The sequence below is a fragment of the Amycolatopsis sp. NPDC049868 genome (assembly GCF_044461365.1).
GTDB lineage: Bacteria > Actinomycetota > Actinomycetes > Mycobacteriales > Pseudonocardiaceae > Amycolatopsis.
The window spans coordinates 23,578-39,360 of sequence record NZ_JBITKV010000027.1 but is presented as its reverse complement, the minus strand read 5'-3'; the positions used below and the strand labels follow the sequence as shown (position 1 = coordinate 39,360).

Here is a 15,783-nt window from a genome sequence, read left to right as displayed (position 1 = left end):
GTGAGGGTTCAACTCCCTCCTCGCCCACTTCTGTTCGAGGCCCCCTTCGCTCCGCGACGGGGGCCTCTTTCGTGTGGTCGTCGCTCGTCGGTACCGGGGGGGGGGGGGGGCCCCCCCCCCCCCCCCCCCCGCGGGGCGGGGGGGGGGGGGGGGGGGGGGTCCCCCCCCCCCCCACCACTCACGAGGGTTCAGCGGCCCTGCAAGGACTTCACGTTCCGGCCGAAGGTCCAGCTCCGCGAACCGTCCCAGTTGATCGACCAGGTCATCAGGCCCTTGAGCGAAGGAATGCTGCGGTACGCCTGGGAAACCAGGCTCGGCGACATGTAGCCGCCGCCAGCGCCCGCCTGCGCGGGGAGACCAGGGGCCTGCTTGTCGTAGGGAACGCGGATCGTCTGACCCTGGATCACCAGGCCCTTGTCGAGGCAGTTGGTCTGCGCGACGAAGCCCTGAACCGTCCCGGCCTGGTACGAATCACCGGAGCAGCCGTACATGCTTCCGTTGTAGTACTGCATGTTCAGCCACCACAGCCGGCCGTTGTCCGCGTACTTCTTGATGATCGGCAGGTACGCGCCCCAGATCGAGCCGTAGACGACGCTGCCGCCGGTGACGTACGCGGTCTCGGGCGCCATGGTGAGCCCGAAGTTCGGCGGCATCGCGGCGAGGACGCCGTCGATGATGCGGATGAGGTTCTTCTGCGACGCGGAGAGCGTGCTGATGTTCCCGCTGCCGGTGAGGCCGGTTTCGATGTCGATGTCGATCCCGTCGAAGTTGTACTTCTTCAGGATCGGCACGATGGTCGCGACGAATTTGTCCGCCACGGTGGCCGAATTCAGATCGATTCCCGCGGTGGCACCGCCGATGGACATCAGGATCGTCGCGCCGTCGTCCTTGGCGGCGCACATTTCGGACGGGGTCGCGACCTTCACAGTCGCGTCCATCCCATCCTCCCATTTGGCCGTTCCGTCGGACAGGATGACCGGAAAGGCCGCGTTGATCACGTTGTACCCATTGGCCTTGATGCGGGCGTCGGTGATCGGGATCCAGCCGAGCGGTGGATGGACACCGTTCGAAGCGCCGTCCCAGTTCTCCCAATAGCCTTGCAGGACCTTGCCCGCGGGCTTCGATTTGACCGCGCAGACCTCGGCGTCGGGTGAGGCCTGCGCCGGGGTCAGGACGACGAGTGTGGTGACGGCGAGTACCGCCGCGCCGGTGATTGCGAGCAGCCGTGAGACGCGACCGAACATACCCAGCTCCCATCTCGAAAGCGGTTTGAACGAACAGGAAGCGGCCGTTCGGCTCAACATAGGTCGCCGCGCATGAGTGGCGCTACCGACGATCGGGTGGTCTAGACCAGATATCGAAGAGTTGTCCGAAATTCTCCCCCACGCACGAAGGCCATCTCACGAGGCCGGGTGTCCTCGTGAGATGGCCTTCGCCATTCGGTTGGTTAGACGGTGATGGTCCAGCTGTCGAGTGTGCCGATGTCCTGCGCGTAGGCGTCGTAGAGCACGAGCGTCCAAGTGCCGGAAGCGGTCTCGTTGGTCACCGGGACCGAGTAGTTCCGCGTGCCGAGATCGGTGCACGGAAGGGAGCCGGTGGGCTTGACCGAATACGTGCTGCCGTCGGGCGCCTTCAGGCTGATGCGGAGGTCCTCGGAGCAGGTGTGCGTACCGGTGATCGACACCTTGACCGGCGAGGTCGCCGCCCCCGTCGCACTGGACGTGATCGGGCTGTTGACCGTCGCGTAGTCGTTGAGCGCGTAGTCGGTGCCGTTGGTGAACGTGCGCACGCTGACGTCGCCGACGGTGAGCGTGTACTGAGCCGTGCGGTCCACCGAGGTCCCGTCACCGGTCACGGTGATCGTGCTGGTGCCGTTGGGCGTGCTCGCCGACGTCGCGATGGTGAGCGTCGAAGAACCGCCCGACTGCACCGAGGCGGGATTGAACGTCGCGGTGGCGCCGGCGGGGAGCCCGCTGGCGCTCAGCGAAACCGTTTGCGCCGCACCGGAAGTCGTCGTGGTGTTGACCGTGACGGTGGCCGACTGTCCTGCTTGGACAGTGCCGGAGGACGGGGTCAGGCCGATCGAGAAGTCGGGCCCCGTCGACGTGCCGACGGCGAGCTTCCAGAGCGCGTAGGCGATCGCGTCGCTGTTCTTCTCCAGCGGGGTGTCCGGGATGTTGGACAGCGTGTCGCATGCGCGGTGATAGCAGCTGTCGAAGGGCCTGCCGGCGGTGCCGCCCCATTTCTGTTGCTGCGCGGCGCTCTTCGTGTAGCCGGCACCGGTCGCGAGGCCACCGACCGGGATGCCCGCGCTCTTGAACGACGCGTGGTCCGAACGGCCGTCGCCTTCGGTGTCGCCCTCGGTCTGGATGCCGATCGTCCTGAAGTACTCGTCGAACACCGCCTTGACCGAAGCCACGTCGTCATAGACGAAGTAGCCCCAGTTGTCGGAGCCGATCATGTCGAAGTTCAGGTACGTCTTGATCTTCGTGCGCTCGGTCTGCGGCAGGCTGTTGACGTAGAACTTGGAACCGCGCAGACCGGATTCCTCGTCGGCCCACCAGCCGAAGCGGACGCGCTTGGCCATCGCCGGGTTCTCGCGGGCCAGCGTCAGCGCGACTTCGAGGATCGAGGCCGAACCGGAGCCGTTGTCGTTGATGCCGGGGCCGGCGCTGACGCTGTCGAGGTGCGCGCCGAGCATGATGACCTGGCTGGCGTCGCCCTGCGGCCATTCCGCGATCACGTTCTGGTTCGAGCCCGCGCAGCTCGTGCAGGACTGCAGCGTGACGTTGTAACCCGCGTCGCGCAGCTTCTGCGCCACATAGGACACCGACGCCGGGTAGCCCGGTCGTCCGGAGGCGCGGTTGCCGCCGTTCTGGTTGGCGATCGTCTGCAGTGCGCTCAGATGCGCCTTGACGTTGGCGAGCGAGATATCCGGTGCGGCGGTGGTGGTCGCCTGCGCGGGCGCGGTGACGACACCCAAGACGGCGGCCATGCCGACGACGGCCGCTCCTATTCGCTTTCCCCACTTCATGCCGGGGTATTCCTTTCTGGAGGGGTTTGCGTGAAGGACTCCTTCCCTCGGGTGAGCCGAGGGAAGGAGTCCTTCACGCGCGAGGTGGAGTTAGACGGTGATCGACCAGCTGGAGAGCGTGCCGGTGTCCTGCGCGTAGGCGTCGTAGACCACGAGGGTCCAGGTGCCCGCCGCGACTTCGTTGGTCACGTTCACCGAGTAGTTCCGCGTGCCCAGGTCGGTGCAGGGCAGGGAGCCGGTGGGCTTGACCGAATACGTGCTGCCGTCGGGTGCCTTCAGGCTGATGCGGAGGTCCTCGGAGCAGGTGTGCGTACCGGTGACCGTCACCTTCACCGGGGACACCGCGTTACCGGTGGCGGTGGAGGTGATCGGGCTGTTCACCGTGCCGTAGTCGTTGATCGCGTAGTCGGTGTCGTTGGTGTACGTCCGCACGTCGCCGCCGGTACCGACGGTCAGCTTGTACTGCGCGGTGTGCGTGCCGCTCGCCGCGGTGCCGGTCACCGTGATGGTGCTGGTGCCGTCAGGGGTGCTCGCCGACGTCGCGATGGTGAGCGTCGAGGAGGCGCCGGACTGCACGGTGTCCGGGTTGAACGTCGCGGTCGCGCCGGTGGGGAGGCCGCTCGCGGTGAGCTTCACCGACTGCGCCGTGCCGTTGACGGTCGCGGTGTTCACCGTGACGGTGGCCGATTCGCCTGCCTTGACCGAGCCCGACGCCGGGGTGACACCGACTGAGAAGTCGTTGCCCTGCGGGGTGCACGAGGTGGGCTCGCCGGTCGCCGCGGTGACGCTGATCGCGTCCCACGCCGCCTTGGTGGTGTTGAACTCGGTGCAGGAACCCGGGTACAGCGCGAGCGCCGCTTCCAGGGTGGCCTTGCGGGCCGCCTTGTGGTTCCAGCTGGAGGTCTTCTTCAGCAGGCCGTTGTAGAAGATCTTCGCGGCCTTCTGGATGCCGATACCGGTGATCGAGGTGTTGTTGCAGGTCGGGCTGGCCGGCTTGCCGACCGGCGCGGTGCCCTCGGCGAGCAGGTAGAACCAGTGGTTCTGCGGGCCCGCGGCGGCGTGCACCTCGGTGTTCGGGATGGAGGAGGAGTAGCAGTCCGGGTTGCCGGAGATCCTGCTCGGCTGGTTCATGTAGCGGATCGGACCGCGGCCGACCAGGTTCACGCCCTCGCCGACGTCGTAGTCCGGGGTGTCCTTGGCGTTGTTGGCGTAATGCTCGGTGACCGCACCGAAGATGTCACCGGTGGACTCGTTGAGGCCGCCGTTCTCGTTGCCGCTGCCCGCGCCGCCCGGCGTGGTCTGGAAGATGGCGTGGCCGTACTCGTGCGCGACGACGTCCATCGGGGTGGCCTGACGCTGGCTGTCCTGCGAGCGGCCGTAGGTGGTCGAGGAGCCGTTCCAGTAGGCGTTGGCCTGGTTCAGGCCGACGTAGGCGGGGAAGCCGCCGCCGTTGCCGTTGATCCCGTTGCGGCCGAGCCATTCGCCCAGCATCTTCCACTCGGTCTGGACGCCGAAGAGCGCGTCGACGCAGGCGGTTTCCAAGTCGGTGCCGGTGCCGTTGCCCCAGTTGTCGTCCGGTCCGCTGTAGGGCGAGCCGTTCTGGCGGGCGCAGCTGATGTTGGTGCGCTGCGGATCGCGCATGGTGTACGTGCCGCCGGAGTTCGTCGTGTCGATGGTGACGTTGCCGACGTAGTAGCTGTTCCCGGCGCCCAGCGTGCCGATCTCGTTGGACGTGGCCTTCGGGGCGGCGGTGGGGAAGTTGGACATCTTGACGTCGTCACGGGTTTCGAGCACCGCGCCGGTGGCGCCGTCCACGAAGACGTGCAGGTTGCTCGGGTTCGTCGCCTTGGTACCGGCGACGACGACCTCGTAGGCGAGCTTGGGGGAGTTCCCCGCCAGCACGACGAGCTTAGGCGCGACCACACTGTCTACTTTGGACAGCTGGGCGCGCGCGACCTCGGTCGCCTTCGCCGCGGAGATCTTGGCCTTGGTGCCGACGGAGATCGCGGCGGTCTCCGCGGCGCTGGTGCCGCGGACGCGCCCGGCGCCGTCGGCCACCACCACCGCGTCCCCGCCGACGACCGGCAGGCCACGGTAGGTTCGTTCGTAAGCGGCGTAGAAGAGTCCTCCGCCACCCTGGGTCAGCCCGACGCGGCGGAAGTCCTCATCGGCTCCCCTCCGCAAGTGGTCCACCCCGGCCGCGGCGGCCTGGTCGGCGGCGCTCGCGGCCACGGCGTCGGGGCTCGCCTGCTGGATGGTGGCGGTGGTCGCGTTCGCCGGGGTCACCGGGAACGTCATGCTCAGGGCAAGGCCGGCGACGGCCGCCAACCCTGTTCTGAGCCCTCGCTGAACGGTCATGTGAACCTTCCATGGGCAGGACCGTGTACCCGTACGGCCTTAGGCGCGGCGGGGAATTCGACCGGGGCGGGTGCACGGGCGGGGGACGGGGAGCGTGCCCATTCGGATAACTGGAGTTATCTCGATGGACACGTTCGAGTAAAGGAGCCGCTCACAAGGCCGTCAATGGGCCGGATGGCCTAGCGGGCCGGGTGAAGATCCACATGCAAGGAATGAAATCCCTGTGTAGTAAGAGTTTTTCCCGCCATATGCGATATATGGCGACTTTCGTATGGTTTTCAGTCCGTCGGCCCGGAATCGGACATAGCGGCCGCGCGCACACCGCGCCGATAGGCCTCCGCCGCCTTTTCGATTAATCCGCGGGCCCGCAGCGTGTCGCCCAAATGCAGTGCGGTGGCGACGAGCGCACCGCGCAGTTCGGCCTTTTCCTGTGCGGTGGCGGCTTCTTCGAGCAACGCGGTCGCTCCGGGCAGATCGCCGCGGGCGCGGGCGATGAGTCCCAGTAACCGGAGAACCTCCGCCCTCGCCTCGATATCGGGGGATCGATCCAGAAGCGGCCGGATCCCTTCGGCGAGTTCGGCGGCCTCGTCGAGTTCCCCTTGGCGGCGGCGGACGTCGGCGAGCTCGATGGTCGCGCCGAGTACACCCTCCTGGGATCCGGCTTTGGCGAGGAGATCACGGGCGAGCCGTAGTTCGGCGTGCGCCTCCTCGAGTTTCCCCAGTCGTCGCCACAGGAAGCCGCGGGCCCAGCGGCTCCGGGCGGCGTCGCGGTCGTAACCGATCGAAGTGAACAGCCTCAGTGCCCGCGAAAGGTCCTTCTCCGCACGGTCGACCAGACCGATCTCCTGCCACAGTTGCGCCGCCTGCCGGTGGTATCGCGCGGAGATGTCCTTGCGGTGAGCGGAAGCGAGGGCGCGTTGGCCTTCTTCGGCGGCCCGTCGCGCCCGGCGCAGCGCGCCCATTTCGATGAGCGGGTGGATCAACGCGGTCAGCAGTGCCAGCTCGGCATCGGGATCGCTCGCGCCGGTGGCGCGAAGCTCGCCGAGCGCCGTTTCGACGAGCGCGACCGACGCGCCCAGATCGCCCGACAGCGCGCGGCAGGCCGCCAGCCGGTTGACGATCATGGCGCGCAACCGGGGCGAAGCGGCGTCGGCGAGCTCCATGGCATACGCGAAACCCTTGTCCGCCAACGGGATGTCGTAACGCTGCCACTGCACTTCGCCGAGATAGAAGCGTGCGTGGCATTGGACGTCCGGCAGCCGGTACTCGGCCGCGCGTCGCTCCACGCGGGTGAATTCGCGCTCGGCGGCTTCGAGTCCGCCCTGCTGCAGCTCGCGATACGCGGTTTCGAGCGCGTCGGTGAGTTCTTCGGCGGCGCCCGGTGGCCGGTCGAAGCGGAGTTCGTCCGGGGTGAGGCCGAGCCGTCGCGCGAGATGGGAGAGCACGTCGTCCGAGGGCAGGCGGCCGCCCGACTCGACCTTGGCGAGGAAGCCGCGGTCGTAGCGGGGCTCGGCCAGCTCGCGCTGGGTCAGCCCGCGTGCCCGGCGCAACCGCCGGATCCGCGCGCCGAGTGGTTCAGCCCCGTTCGGCTTGGACGGCACGCGACCACGTTAGACGACTTCCCGGCGGGTATCCGGGTTGAGCAGGACAGATACCCGCCAACAACTCCCGGATCCGGTGACTTTCGACCGCCGAAACGGACATATTGACTGGTGACGCTCCGGGCGCTAGCGTCTTGCGCCATAAAAAGGAAACTTTCTTAACTAATTCGAGCGGGGCGCCGATGATGGTGAGTTCCTGGTCCCGGGCGGTGGCCGCGGTTTCGGCACTGGTCCTCGGGGGTTTGACGGTTCCGGCGGTTTCGGCCGCGGCGGCGGTGCAAGGTGAGGTCCGGGTCGACCAGGTCGGCTACGGCATCACCGAGACCAAGCACGCCTATCTCCTTTCCAGCGCGCCGGGTTCGTTCTCGGTGATCGACGAACGCGGCCGGACCGTCCATCGTGGACGGACCGGGCAGTCGCTCGGCGCCTGGAACGCGAAGTACCCGGCGGTGTACCAGCTGGACCTGTCGAAGGTCTGGCTGCCGGGCAAGTACCGGATCGAGGTCAGCGGCGAGACCAAGGCGACGTCACCGACGTTCCGGGTGGACACCAAGGACCGGCTCTTCACCCCGCTCGTCCGCGCCACCAACGAGTTCTTCCAGGCGCAGCGCGACGGCGACGACATCATCCCCGGCCGTCTCGACCGCAAACCCTCGCATCTGGCGGACAAACAAGCCACCGTCTACGACTGGCCGGTGTTCGTCGGCGAGGGCGGCGACGAGATCGCCGAACCGCTGAAGCCGATCGGCGGCCCGATCGACGTCGAGGGCGGCTGGGTCGACGCGGGCGACTTCGTCAAGTTCACCTCGAACACGGCGTATTCGCTGGCGGAGCTGGGATACGTGCTCCGCGAGGACTACGACCGGGTGCTGGCCAAGGAGGTCAAGCTCGGTCTCGACTGGCTCGACAAGATGTGGGACGAGAAGACCAAGACGCTCTACGCCCAGGTCGGCATCGGAACGGGCAGCGAGAAGTTCGGCTTCCTCGGCGACCACGACGTCTGGCGGAACCCGCACGACGACGACGCGCTCGACGTGAAACCCGGTGACCCCAAGTACTTCGTCAAGCACCGGCCGGTCTTCCCCGCCAACCCCGGCGGGTCCGCGCTCAGCCCGAACCTCGCCGGTCGCGTCGCCGCCGCCTTCGCGCTCGGCGCGCAGGTCGAGGCGAAGCGGAACCCTTCGCTGGCGAAGAAGTACTTCGCCGAGGCCGCCTCGGTGTTCGCGCAGGCCAAGACGGAGAACGTCGGCGAGCTGGTCACGGCGTTCCCGCACGCGTACTACCCGGAATCGTCCTGGCGGGACGACATGGAGCTCGGCGCGACGCAGCTCGCGCTGGCGGCCAAGGCCCTGCGTGACCCGCGGTCGGCCGAATGGACGCGGCAGGCGGCACACTGGGCGAAGGCCTACATCGACGTCGAAGAGAAGAGCACGCTCAACCTGTACGACACCAGCGCGCTGGCGCACGCCGAACTGGCGAAGCTCCTGCGGCACGGTGTCCCGGGTGCGGCGCTGGGCCCGCAGGAACTGATCGGCGACCTCCGGCGTCAGCTCGACGAAGGTGTCGCGAGCGCGGCTCAGAGTCCTTTCCGGACGGCCGTCTCGGTGAAGGACTTCGACGCGGCCAGCAAGAGCTTCGGGTTCGCCGCGACCGAGCGGCTGTACGCGGACGTGACCGGTGACCGGCGGTACGCGGCGTTCGGTTCGCAGCAGCGGAACTTCACCCTCGGCGCGAACGCGTGGGGTGTCTCGCTGGTCGTCGGGGTCGGCACGACGTCGCCGAAGTGCCCGCACCACCAGGCGGCCAACCTCGCCGGCGAGGACAAGGTGCTCTACGGCGCGGTCGTGAACGGGCCGAACGGCGCGGAACACTTCGCGGACCTGCCGTTCCCGGCCGGGGCGAAGGAGTGCACGAAGCCGTTCGACAGCTTCGACACGACCGAGTCGCGCTACACCGACGACCTCGCCTCGTGGCCGAGCAACGAGCCCGCCATCGACTTCACCTCGACGGCCATGCTCGCGTTCGCGCTCACCGGACGTTCCTGAGGCGTGATCGCGGGGCCCGCTTCCCGGCGGGCCCCGCGTTCGCGTACCCGACAACTCCTGTTCGCGGCGATGCCGCCGCTCCGGACGGTGACGACGTCGTAGTCTTGGCGGGGTGAGTGAGACAAGCGAGTTCCCCGACGGCCAGTACCCGGAACGTCCGATCGAGCGCCACAAGGGCCCGGTCGTGCTGCGGCGGGATCGCCGTGACCAGGGCAGCACCACCGACCAGCGCCTGCTGGACTCGCGGGGGCCGAGCGACTGGGTGCACACCGACCCGTGGCGGGTGCTGCGGATCCAGGCGGAGTTCGTCGAGGGCTTCGGCGCGCTGGCCGAGGTGCCGCGCGCGGTGACGGTGTTCGGTTCCGCGCGGACGAAGCGGGATCACCCGGAGTACGAACTCGGCCGCAAGATCGGCGCCGCGCTCGCGAACGCGGGCTTCGCGGTGATGACCGGCGGTGGCCCCGGCGCGATGGAAGCGGTGAACCGCGGCGCCAACGAGGCGGGCGGGTTCTCCGTCGGCCTCGGTATCGAGCTGCCGTTCGAGCAGGGCCTGAACCCGTGGGTCGACCTCGGTGTCAACTTCCGGTACTTCTTCGCCCGCAAGACCATGTTCATCAAGTACTCGCAGGCGTTCATCTGCCTGCCCGGCGGCTTCGGCACGCTCGACGAGCTGTTCGAGGCGCTCACCCTGGTGCAGACGAAGAAGGTCACGAAGTTCCCGGTCGTGCTGTTCGGCAGCGACTACTGGGGCGGCCTGTACGACTGGATCGCCAGCTCGCTGCTCGGCGAGGGCAAGATCAGCCAGAAGGACCTTGAACTGCTGCACGTCACCGACGACATCGAAGACGCCGTACGCGTCGTGCAGGATTCCTACAAGGCTTGGGAGGACACCCACTGATGGCGGTGCCGCGCCGGATCTGTGTCTTCTGTGGCTCGTCGATGGGCTTCGACCCGAGGTATGCCGACGAGGCGCGAGCCCTGGGCACGCTGCTGGCCTCGCGGGGGATCGGGCTGGTCTACGGCGGGGCCTCGGTCGGGACCATGGGCGTCGTCGCGGACGCCGCGCTGGCCGCGGGCGGTGAGGTGATCGGCGTGATCCCCGAGGCGCTGGGCACCGTCGAGATCGCGCATGCCGGCCTGACCGAACTGCACGTCGTCGCCGACATGCACCAGCGGAAGGCGAAGATGGCGGCGCTGTCCGACGGCTTCCTCGCGCTGCCCGGCGGCGCGGGGACGCTGGAGGAGCTGTTCGAGGTGTGGACGTGGGCGCAGCTCGGGCTGCACGAGAAGCCGATCGGGCTGGTCGACGTCGGCGGGTACTACGCGCCGCTGCTGAAGTTCGCCGACCACATGGTGTCGGAGGGTTTCCTGTCGGCCGGGTACCGGGACATGCTTTCGATCGACTCGGACGCTTCGGTGCTTCTGGACGGCTTCGCGGACTACGCGCCTCCTCCTCGGCCTAAGTGGGCTAAGTAGGGCTTTGGGGTTGCGCGTGAAGGCCCCCTTCCCTCGGCTCAGCCGAGGGAAGGGGGCCTTCACGCGGGCTGCTTGTGACGTGTGGGGCGTGTGGGGCGATCCGTCGGTCCGTGAAGGCCTCCTTCATTGCGTCTAGCGCCGTGAAGGGGGCCTTCATGTACTTGGGTTGCGGTGAAGGGCGAGTTTCTCCGGCTCAGCCGAGGGAAGGGGGCCTTCACGCGGGTTGCTTGTGACGTGTGGGGCTGCCGGGGAACAGGTGGCGATCATCCGGTCCGTGAAGGACCTCTTGAGGGACCCAGGGTCCGTGAAGGCCTCCTTCCCTACCCTGAAAGTAGGGAAGGAGGCCTTCACGGCACTTCGCCCAGCACCAGCCGCACCGGAATGCGCCAAATGTCCCTTTAGTCCAACTCGCGCGTGCAATGAAAGTGTCTTTCCTTGCAAAATTTGCAAGGAAAGACACTTTCATTGCAGCGGCGGGGGAGGGGACGCGGGCAGGAAGGGAGCAAGGGACCTTTGCTACCACCCCGCCGCAACCGTCAAGCAGCGCTCTGATCAGGCCGTTTGTGATAAGAGTCGACGTACTCCTGCCCCGAAAGCTCCAGGATCGCGTACATGATCTCGTCGGTCACCGAGCGCCGGATCGCCGGCGACGAGTCCTGCCCCTCGTATCGCGAGAAGTCCAACGGCGAACCGTAGGTGACGGTGATCTTCGCCCGCCGCGGGATCCGCTTCCCGGCGGGCTGCAGGTCTTCGGTCCCGGTGAGCGCGACGGGCACGACCTTCGCCCCGGTCGCCAGCGCCAGCGCCGCGACACCGGTGTGCCCGCGGTGCAGCCGCCCGTCCAGCGAGCGGGTGCCTTCGGGGTAGATCGCGAAAGCGCCGCCTGCGTCGAGCACCTTCCGCGCCGCCTCCAGCGCGGCGAGACCGGCCTGCGCGTTGCCGCGTTCGACCGGGACGTAGCCGAGGCCGCCCAGGAAACCGGCCATCATCTTGCCCTTGAGCCCGCGACCGGTGAAGTACTCCGCCTTGCCGAGGAACTTGACCTGCCGCATCGCCGTGAAAGTGATCACGCCGGTGTCCAGCGCCGCCCGATGGTTGGGTGCCAGGAGTACCGCGCCGGTGGCGGGGATGTTCTCCACGCCGCGGATCTCGGGGCGGTACAGCGCTCTGACCAGCGGGCCGAGCACGAATCGGACGAGCAGCGGTAGCAAGGTTCCTCCATCGACAGGGTGTCGGACTCCAGCATGGCACGATCACTACTCATGAGTTGGTTCGAGCGGCGTACCTGGCAGAACCCCGGTTGGACGGTCGAAGACATCGTCGCTGCGAAGGGTGACCGGACGGTTTCGGTCGTGCTACCGGCGCTCGACGAAGAGGACACCGTCGCCGAGGTAGTCGGGACGGTCCGCCCGTTGCTGGGCACGGTCGTCGACGAGCTGGTCGTGATGGACTCGGGGTCGACCGACGCCACCGCCGAGCTCGCCGCCCGCGCCGGCGCGCGCGTGGTGTACCGCGAGGACGTGCTCCCCGACCTGCCTCCGGTGCCGGGCAAGGGCGAGGTGCTGTGGCGGTCGCTGGCCGCGACGACGGGGGACGTCGTCGTGTTCCTCGACTCCGACCTCGTCGACCCGGATCCGGCGTTCGTGCCGACCCTGCTCGGTCCTCTGCTCTGCGAGGACGGCGTCCACCTGGTCAAGGGCTTCTACCGGCGGCCGCTGCGGCTGGAGAGCAGCGGCGGCGGCCGGGTCACCGAGCTGCTGGCGCGACCGGTCCTCTCGGCGCTGCGCCCGTCGCTCTCCGGGCTCATCCAGCCTCTCGGCGGCGAGTACGCCGCGACGCGCGAGTTCCTCGAGTCGGTGCCCTTCGCGGCCGGGTACGGCGTCGAGATCGGGCTCATCCTCGACGCCGAAGCGCGCTACGGCCTCGAAGGGCTCGCCCAGGTCAACCTCGGCGTACGCAAGCATCGCAACCGCTCGCTGCTTCAGCTTGGTGTGATGGCGCGTCAGATCCTCGGGACGGCGCTCGCGCGCTGCGGCATCAAGTCCGACGACCCGGCCCAGCTCACCCAGTTCGCGCAGGTGGGTGACGAATGGCTGCCGGAGGTGGCCGAGGTGTCGGTGAGCGACCGGCCGCCGATGCGGGAAGTGCGAGGCCTACAGGCGTAGGACCTCGTCGAACCCGGCCACCTGCGATTCACGATGCGTCACGAGCACGACGGTCCCGCGCGCGGCGGCGAGCACGTCGGCCAGGACGGCGTCGCCGTGCGCCGGATCCAGACCCTCGACGGGCTCGTCCAGGACGAGGATCGGCGGTGCCGAGAGCACCGCTCTCGCAAGGATGAGCCGCTGGCGTTGCCCACCGGACAACGCGTCGCCGTCGGAGCCGACTTCGCGATCCAGCGGCAGATCGAATCCGGCCGTCGCGCACGCGTCGAGCAGTTCGGCGTCGGAAGAGCCGGGCTTCGCGAGCAGCAGGTTCTCGCGGACGGTCGTGTGGAAGACGTGCGCGTCCGCGAGCGCACCCGAAATCACCGACGGCAGCAGCGTCGGGTCGTAGGTGTCCAGTGGCTTCCCGTTCAGCAGGGCGCGCCCGGACGTCGGCGCCACGGATCCCAGCAGGACGTTCAGCACCGTCGTCTTCCCCGCCCCGCTCGGCCCCACGATCCCGATCCGCTTGCCCGGAAGCAGATCGAGGTCGACGCCGTCCAGCGCCGGGGCCCTGCCTGTGAAGTGAACGCCCACGCCTTCGAGCCGCAGATGTCCCGGTTCGGGCACCGCGGTCCCGAGCGCGGGCGGCGGTTCGGTCAGCAGCGCGCGCACCCGCTCGGCCGACGCGCGGACCTCGACCCAGCGCTGGGCGGCCGCGGTCAGCGGGAGGATCAGCTCGAACACGGCCAGCGCGCCGAGGGCCAGCGCCGCGGTCAGCGGCGGTGAAACCCCGGCGGTCAGCGCGATGGCGACGCAGGTCAGCAGCTGGACGAGGATCCCGGCGGCGGTCAGCAGGCTCGTGCGGTTCGCCGTCGCCCGATCCCGCGAACCCAGGGAATCGACCGCGGTGCGCGCGGCGTCCACAGTGGACTCGTGGACGCCGTAGGCGATCAGCTCGCGCCGCCCGGTGATCAGTTCGACCGTCCGTTCGGCGAGGTCCGCGCGGGCCGGAGCGCCCTCCTGCGCCGCCGCCCTGGTGATCCGTACGCACAGCCACGGCAGGCCGATTCCGGCGACGGCGAGCCCGAACGCGAGGACGAGCCCGGCGGCCGGGCTGACGATCAGCGCGACCGTCGTCGACACCGCGCCGACGAAAGCGGCCACACCTGCGGGCAGCAGACAGCGGAGGATCGCGTCCTGCACGGCGTCCACATCGGACACCAGCCGGGTGACGAGGTCGCCGCCCGAATGCCGGGAGACCCGGTGCGGCAACAGCGACGTGTACACGCGGGTCCGCAAGGCGCCGAGATACCGCAGGACGACCTCGTGCCCGGCGAGCCGTTCCGCGTAACGCAGCCCGCCGCGCAGCAACGCCAGGGTCCGCACGGCGACGATCGCCACGGTCAGCGAAGCCAGCGGCGGCTGCTCGGCCGCCTTCAACAGCAGCCACGCGGCGGTGGCCATCAGTGCCAGCCCCGCCAGCTCGGCCCCGGCCGCGATCAGCCCGGCACGGGCCAGCCGTACTACGTCCTTTGTGGACACGTCCCAGACGTTCACACCAGTTCCCGTTCTCGTACGGCGCCATCGTGGACTTCGATGACGCGGGTGGCCAGCTCTGCCATCGCGGGCCGGTGGGCGACGAGTACCGCGGTCCGGCCGGTGAGCAGTTCACGGGTCGCGCCGAGCACGGCCGCTTCGGTCCCCGCGTCGAGCCGGGCGGTCGGCTCGTCGAGCAGCGCCAGACCCGCCTCGGTGCGGGCCAATGCCCTGGCGAGGCCGAGCCGTTGGCGCTGACCGGCCGAAAGCGGCGCGCCCAGTTCGCCGATCCGGGTCCGGTAACCGTCGGGCAGGCCGCGCACGACCTCGTCGAACGCCGCCGCGCGTGCCGCGGCCTGGACGTCCGGCACCTGGCCCATGGCGATGTTCTCCTCGACGGTCCCGGTGAACAACGTCGGCCGCTGCGGCACCCATGCCGTCCCGGCCCGCCACGCCGCCGGATCCAGTTCGCGCAGGTCGACGCCGTCGACGAGGACCCGGCCTGACGTCGGCGTGACGAAGCCCAGCAGGATCGCCAGCAGCGTGCTCTTCCCGGAACCGCTGGACCCGACGAGCGCGACATGCTCACCCGCCTCGATCGTCATGTCCACTTCGGACAGTACGGTCTCGTCGCCGTACGCGACGCTCACCTTCTCCAGCACGATCCGGGGCGCACCGCGGCGGGCCACCCGCGAACCCCCGGCGACGTCCTCCGAACGGACGGCCAGCGCTTCCCGGAGCGTGGCGAGCCCTTCCGCGCTGGCGTGGAACTTCGCCCCCGCGGCCCGCAGCGGCAGGTACGCCTCGGGGGCGAGCAGCAGCACGAGCACCGCGGTGTGCACGACCATGCCGCCTTCCAGCAGCCGGAAGCCGATCGGCACCGCCACGAGCGCCACCGAGAGCGTCGCCACCAGTTCCAGTACCAGCGCGGACAGGAACGCGACCCGCAACGTGCGCATGGTCGCGTCGGTGTGCGCGTCCGCCATCGCCCGCACGGTCTTCGCCTGCGCTTCCGCGCGGCCGAACACCTTGAGCGTGCCGAGCCCGCGTACGACGTCGAGGAAATGCCCGCCCAGCTTGGAAAGCAGCGACCATTGCTTGGCGGTCTTCGCCTTCGTGTGCTGTCCGACGAGGATCGCGAACACCGGGATCAGCGGCAGCGTCGCGGTGATGATCAGCGCCGACGACAGATCCGCGGCGAACAGCCGGACGAGCACCGCGACCGGCACGATCGCCGAGAGCACCACCGTCGGCAGATAACCGGTCAGGTAGGCGTCGCCCGCGTCGATCCCCTTGGTCACCAGGGTCGCGACCTTGCCGGGATTCTCCGCCTCCGCACCGAGAAGCCGTTTGCGCAGCCCGGACTTGACCGTCGCCGCGAACCGGCCGCCGAGGGAACCCTGGACGCCCGCGAGCAGCGCCCGCACGGCGATGGCGGCCACGAGCGTCCAGGTCACGCCGCCGCCGGTGAGCAGCGTCGCGAGACCGTCGGCCTGGACGAGGATCGCCGCGGCGGTCAGCGTTCCGAGGACGGCCAGTACGCCGAAATGACGGCGCAGCCCGGGAAGGGGAGGCATATCGAGCTC

The 15,783-nt window shown here is 68.9% G+C and carries 11 protein-coding genes; 4 read left to right on the top strand and 7 right to left on the bottom strand.

What is annotated here, in order from left to right:
* Nucleotides 1-188: 188 nt before the first annotated feature.
* From ACIBTM_RS46270 to ACIBTM_RS46255, 4 genes are all read right to left on the bottom strand, one after another.
* Nucleotides 189-1,244 (bottom strand): chitinase, encoded by a 1,056-nt coding sequence (locus ACIBTM_RS46270; RefSeq protein WP_395883459.1) that lies wholly within the window; start codon nucleotides 1,242-1,244, stop codon nucleotides 189-191.
* 203 nt (nucleotides 1,245-1,447) lie between these two features.
* Nucleotides 1,448-3,034: a M28 family peptidase gene (locus ACIBTM_RS46265; protein WP_395883458.1), complete on the bottom strand. Its 1,587-nt coding sequence runs from the start codon at nucleotides 3,032-3,034 to the stop codon at nucleotides 1,448-1,450.
* A gap of 90 nt (nucleotides 3,035-3,124) precedes the next feature.
* Nucleotides 3,125-5,392, bottom strand: coding sequence for a M4 family metallopeptidase (locus ACIBTM_RS46260; RefSeq protein ID WP_395883457.1), 2,268 nt, complete (start codon nucleotides 5,390-5,392; stop codon nucleotides 3,125-3,127).
* A 278-nt stretch (nucleotides 5,393-5,670) separates the two neighbouring features.
* Nucleotides 5,671-6,993 (bottom strand): helix-turn-helix domain-containing protein, encoded by a 1,323-nt coding sequence (locus ACIBTM_RS46255; protein ID WP_395883456.1) that lies wholly within the window; start codon nucleotides 6,991-6,993, stop codon nucleotides 5,671-5,673.
* A 182-nt stretch (nucleotides 6,994-7,175) separates the two neighbouring features.
* Between ACIBTM_RS46255 and ACIBTM_RS46250 the strand changes: the two genes are divergently transcribed.
* The 3 genes from ACIBTM_RS46250 (at nucleotide 7,176) to ACIBTM_RS46240 (ending at nucleotide 10,514) form a co-directional block, all read left to right on the top strand.
* Nucleotides 7,176-9,038 carry a glycoside hydrolase family 9 protein gene (locus tag ACIBTM_RS46250; protein WP_395883455.1) on the top strand — a complete coding sequence of 621 codons (1,863 nt, stop codon included), beginning with the start codon at nucleotides 7,176-7,178 and terminating at the stop codon, nucleotides 9,036-9,038.
* 112 nt (nucleotides 9,039-9,150) lie between these two features.
* Nucleotides 9,151-9,936, top strand: coding sequence for a TIGR00730 family Rossman fold protein (locus ACIBTM_RS46245; protein WP_395883454.1), 786 nt, complete (start codon nucleotides 9,151-9,153; stop codon nucleotides 9,934-9,936).
* Entirely contained in the window at nucleotides 9,936-10,514 is a 579-nt protein-coding gene (locus ACIBTM_RS46240; protein ID WP_395883453.1) for a TIGR00730 family Rossman fold protein, read from the top strand. Before ACIBTM_RS46245 ends, ACIBTM_RS46240 begins: the two co-directional genes overlap by 1 nt.
* A 536-nt stretch (nucleotides 10,515-11,050) precedes the next feature.
* Here the strand turns inward: ACIBTM_RS46240 and ACIBTM_RS46235 are convergent.
* Nucleotides 11,051-11,725: a lysophospholipid acyltransferase family protein gene (locus tag ACIBTM_RS46235; RefSeq protein ID WP_395883452.1), complete on the bottom strand. Its 675-nt coding sequence runs from the start codon at nucleotides 11,723-11,725 to the stop codon at nucleotides 11,051-11,053.
* A gap of 51 nt (nucleotides 11,726-11,776) precedes the next feature.
* On the opposite strand from ACIBTM_RS46235, the gene ACIBTM_RS46230 reads away from it, so the two are divergent.
* Entirely contained in the window at nucleotides 11,777-12,679 is a 903-nt protein-coding gene (locus ACIBTM_RS46230) for a glucosyl-3-phosphoglycerate synthase (protein ID WP_395883451.1), read from the top strand.
* Here ACIBTM_RS46230 and cydC read toward each other — a convergent pair.
* Both cydC and cydD read right to left on the bottom strand, forming a co-directional pair.
* Nucleotides 12,668-14,218, bottom strand: a complete 1,551-nt coding sequence (cydC, locus tag ACIBTM_RS46225; RefSeq protein ID WP_395883450.1) for a thiol reductant ABC exporter subunit CydC — start codon at nucleotides 14,216-14,218, stop codon at nucleotides 12,668-12,670. The genes ACIBTM_RS46230 and cydC overlap by 12 nt on opposite strands.
* Nucleotides 14,215-15,774, bottom strand: coding sequence for a thiol reductant ABC exporter subunit CydD (cydD, locus tag ACIBTM_RS46220; protein ID WP_395883449.1), 1,560 nt, complete (start codon nucleotides 15,772-15,774; stop codon nucleotides 14,215-14,217). Before cydD ends, cydC begins: the two co-directional genes overlap by 4 nt.
* Nucleotides 15,775-15,783: the final 9 nt, after the last annotated feature.

Excerpts from the sequence above, each read along its gene's own strand:
- ACIBTM_RS46270 (WP_395883459.1), bottom strand. The coding sequence starts at position 1,244 with ATGTTCGGTCGCGTCTCACGGCTGCTCGCAATCACCGGCGCGGCGGTA.
- ACIBTM_RS46265 (WP_395883458.1), bottom strand. The coding sequence starts at position 3,034 with ATGAAGTGGGGAAAGCGAATAGGAGCGGCCGTCGTCGGCATGGCCGCC.
- ACIBTM_RS46260 (WP_395883457.1), bottom strand. The coding sequence starts at position 5,392 with ATGACCGTTCAGCGAGGGCTCAGAACAGGGTTGGCGGCCGTCGCCGGC.
- ACIBTM_RS46250 (WP_395883455.1), top strand. The coding sequence starts at position 7,176 with ATGATGGTGAGTTCCTGGTCCCGGGCGGTGGCCGCGGTTTCGGCACTG.
- ACIBTM_RS46240 (WP_395883453.1), top strand. The coding sequence starts at position 9,936 with ATGGCGGTGCCGCGCCGGATCTGTGTCTTCTGTGGCTCGTCGATGGGC.
- ACIBTM_RS46230 (WP_395883451.1), top strand. The coding sequence starts at position 11,777 with ATGAGTTGGTTCGAGCGGCGTACCTGGCAGAACCCCGGTTGGACGGTC.
- cydD (WP_395883449.1), bottom strand. The coding sequence starts at position 15,774 with ATGCCTCCCCTTCCCGGGCTGCGCCGTCATTTCGGCGTACTGGCCGTC.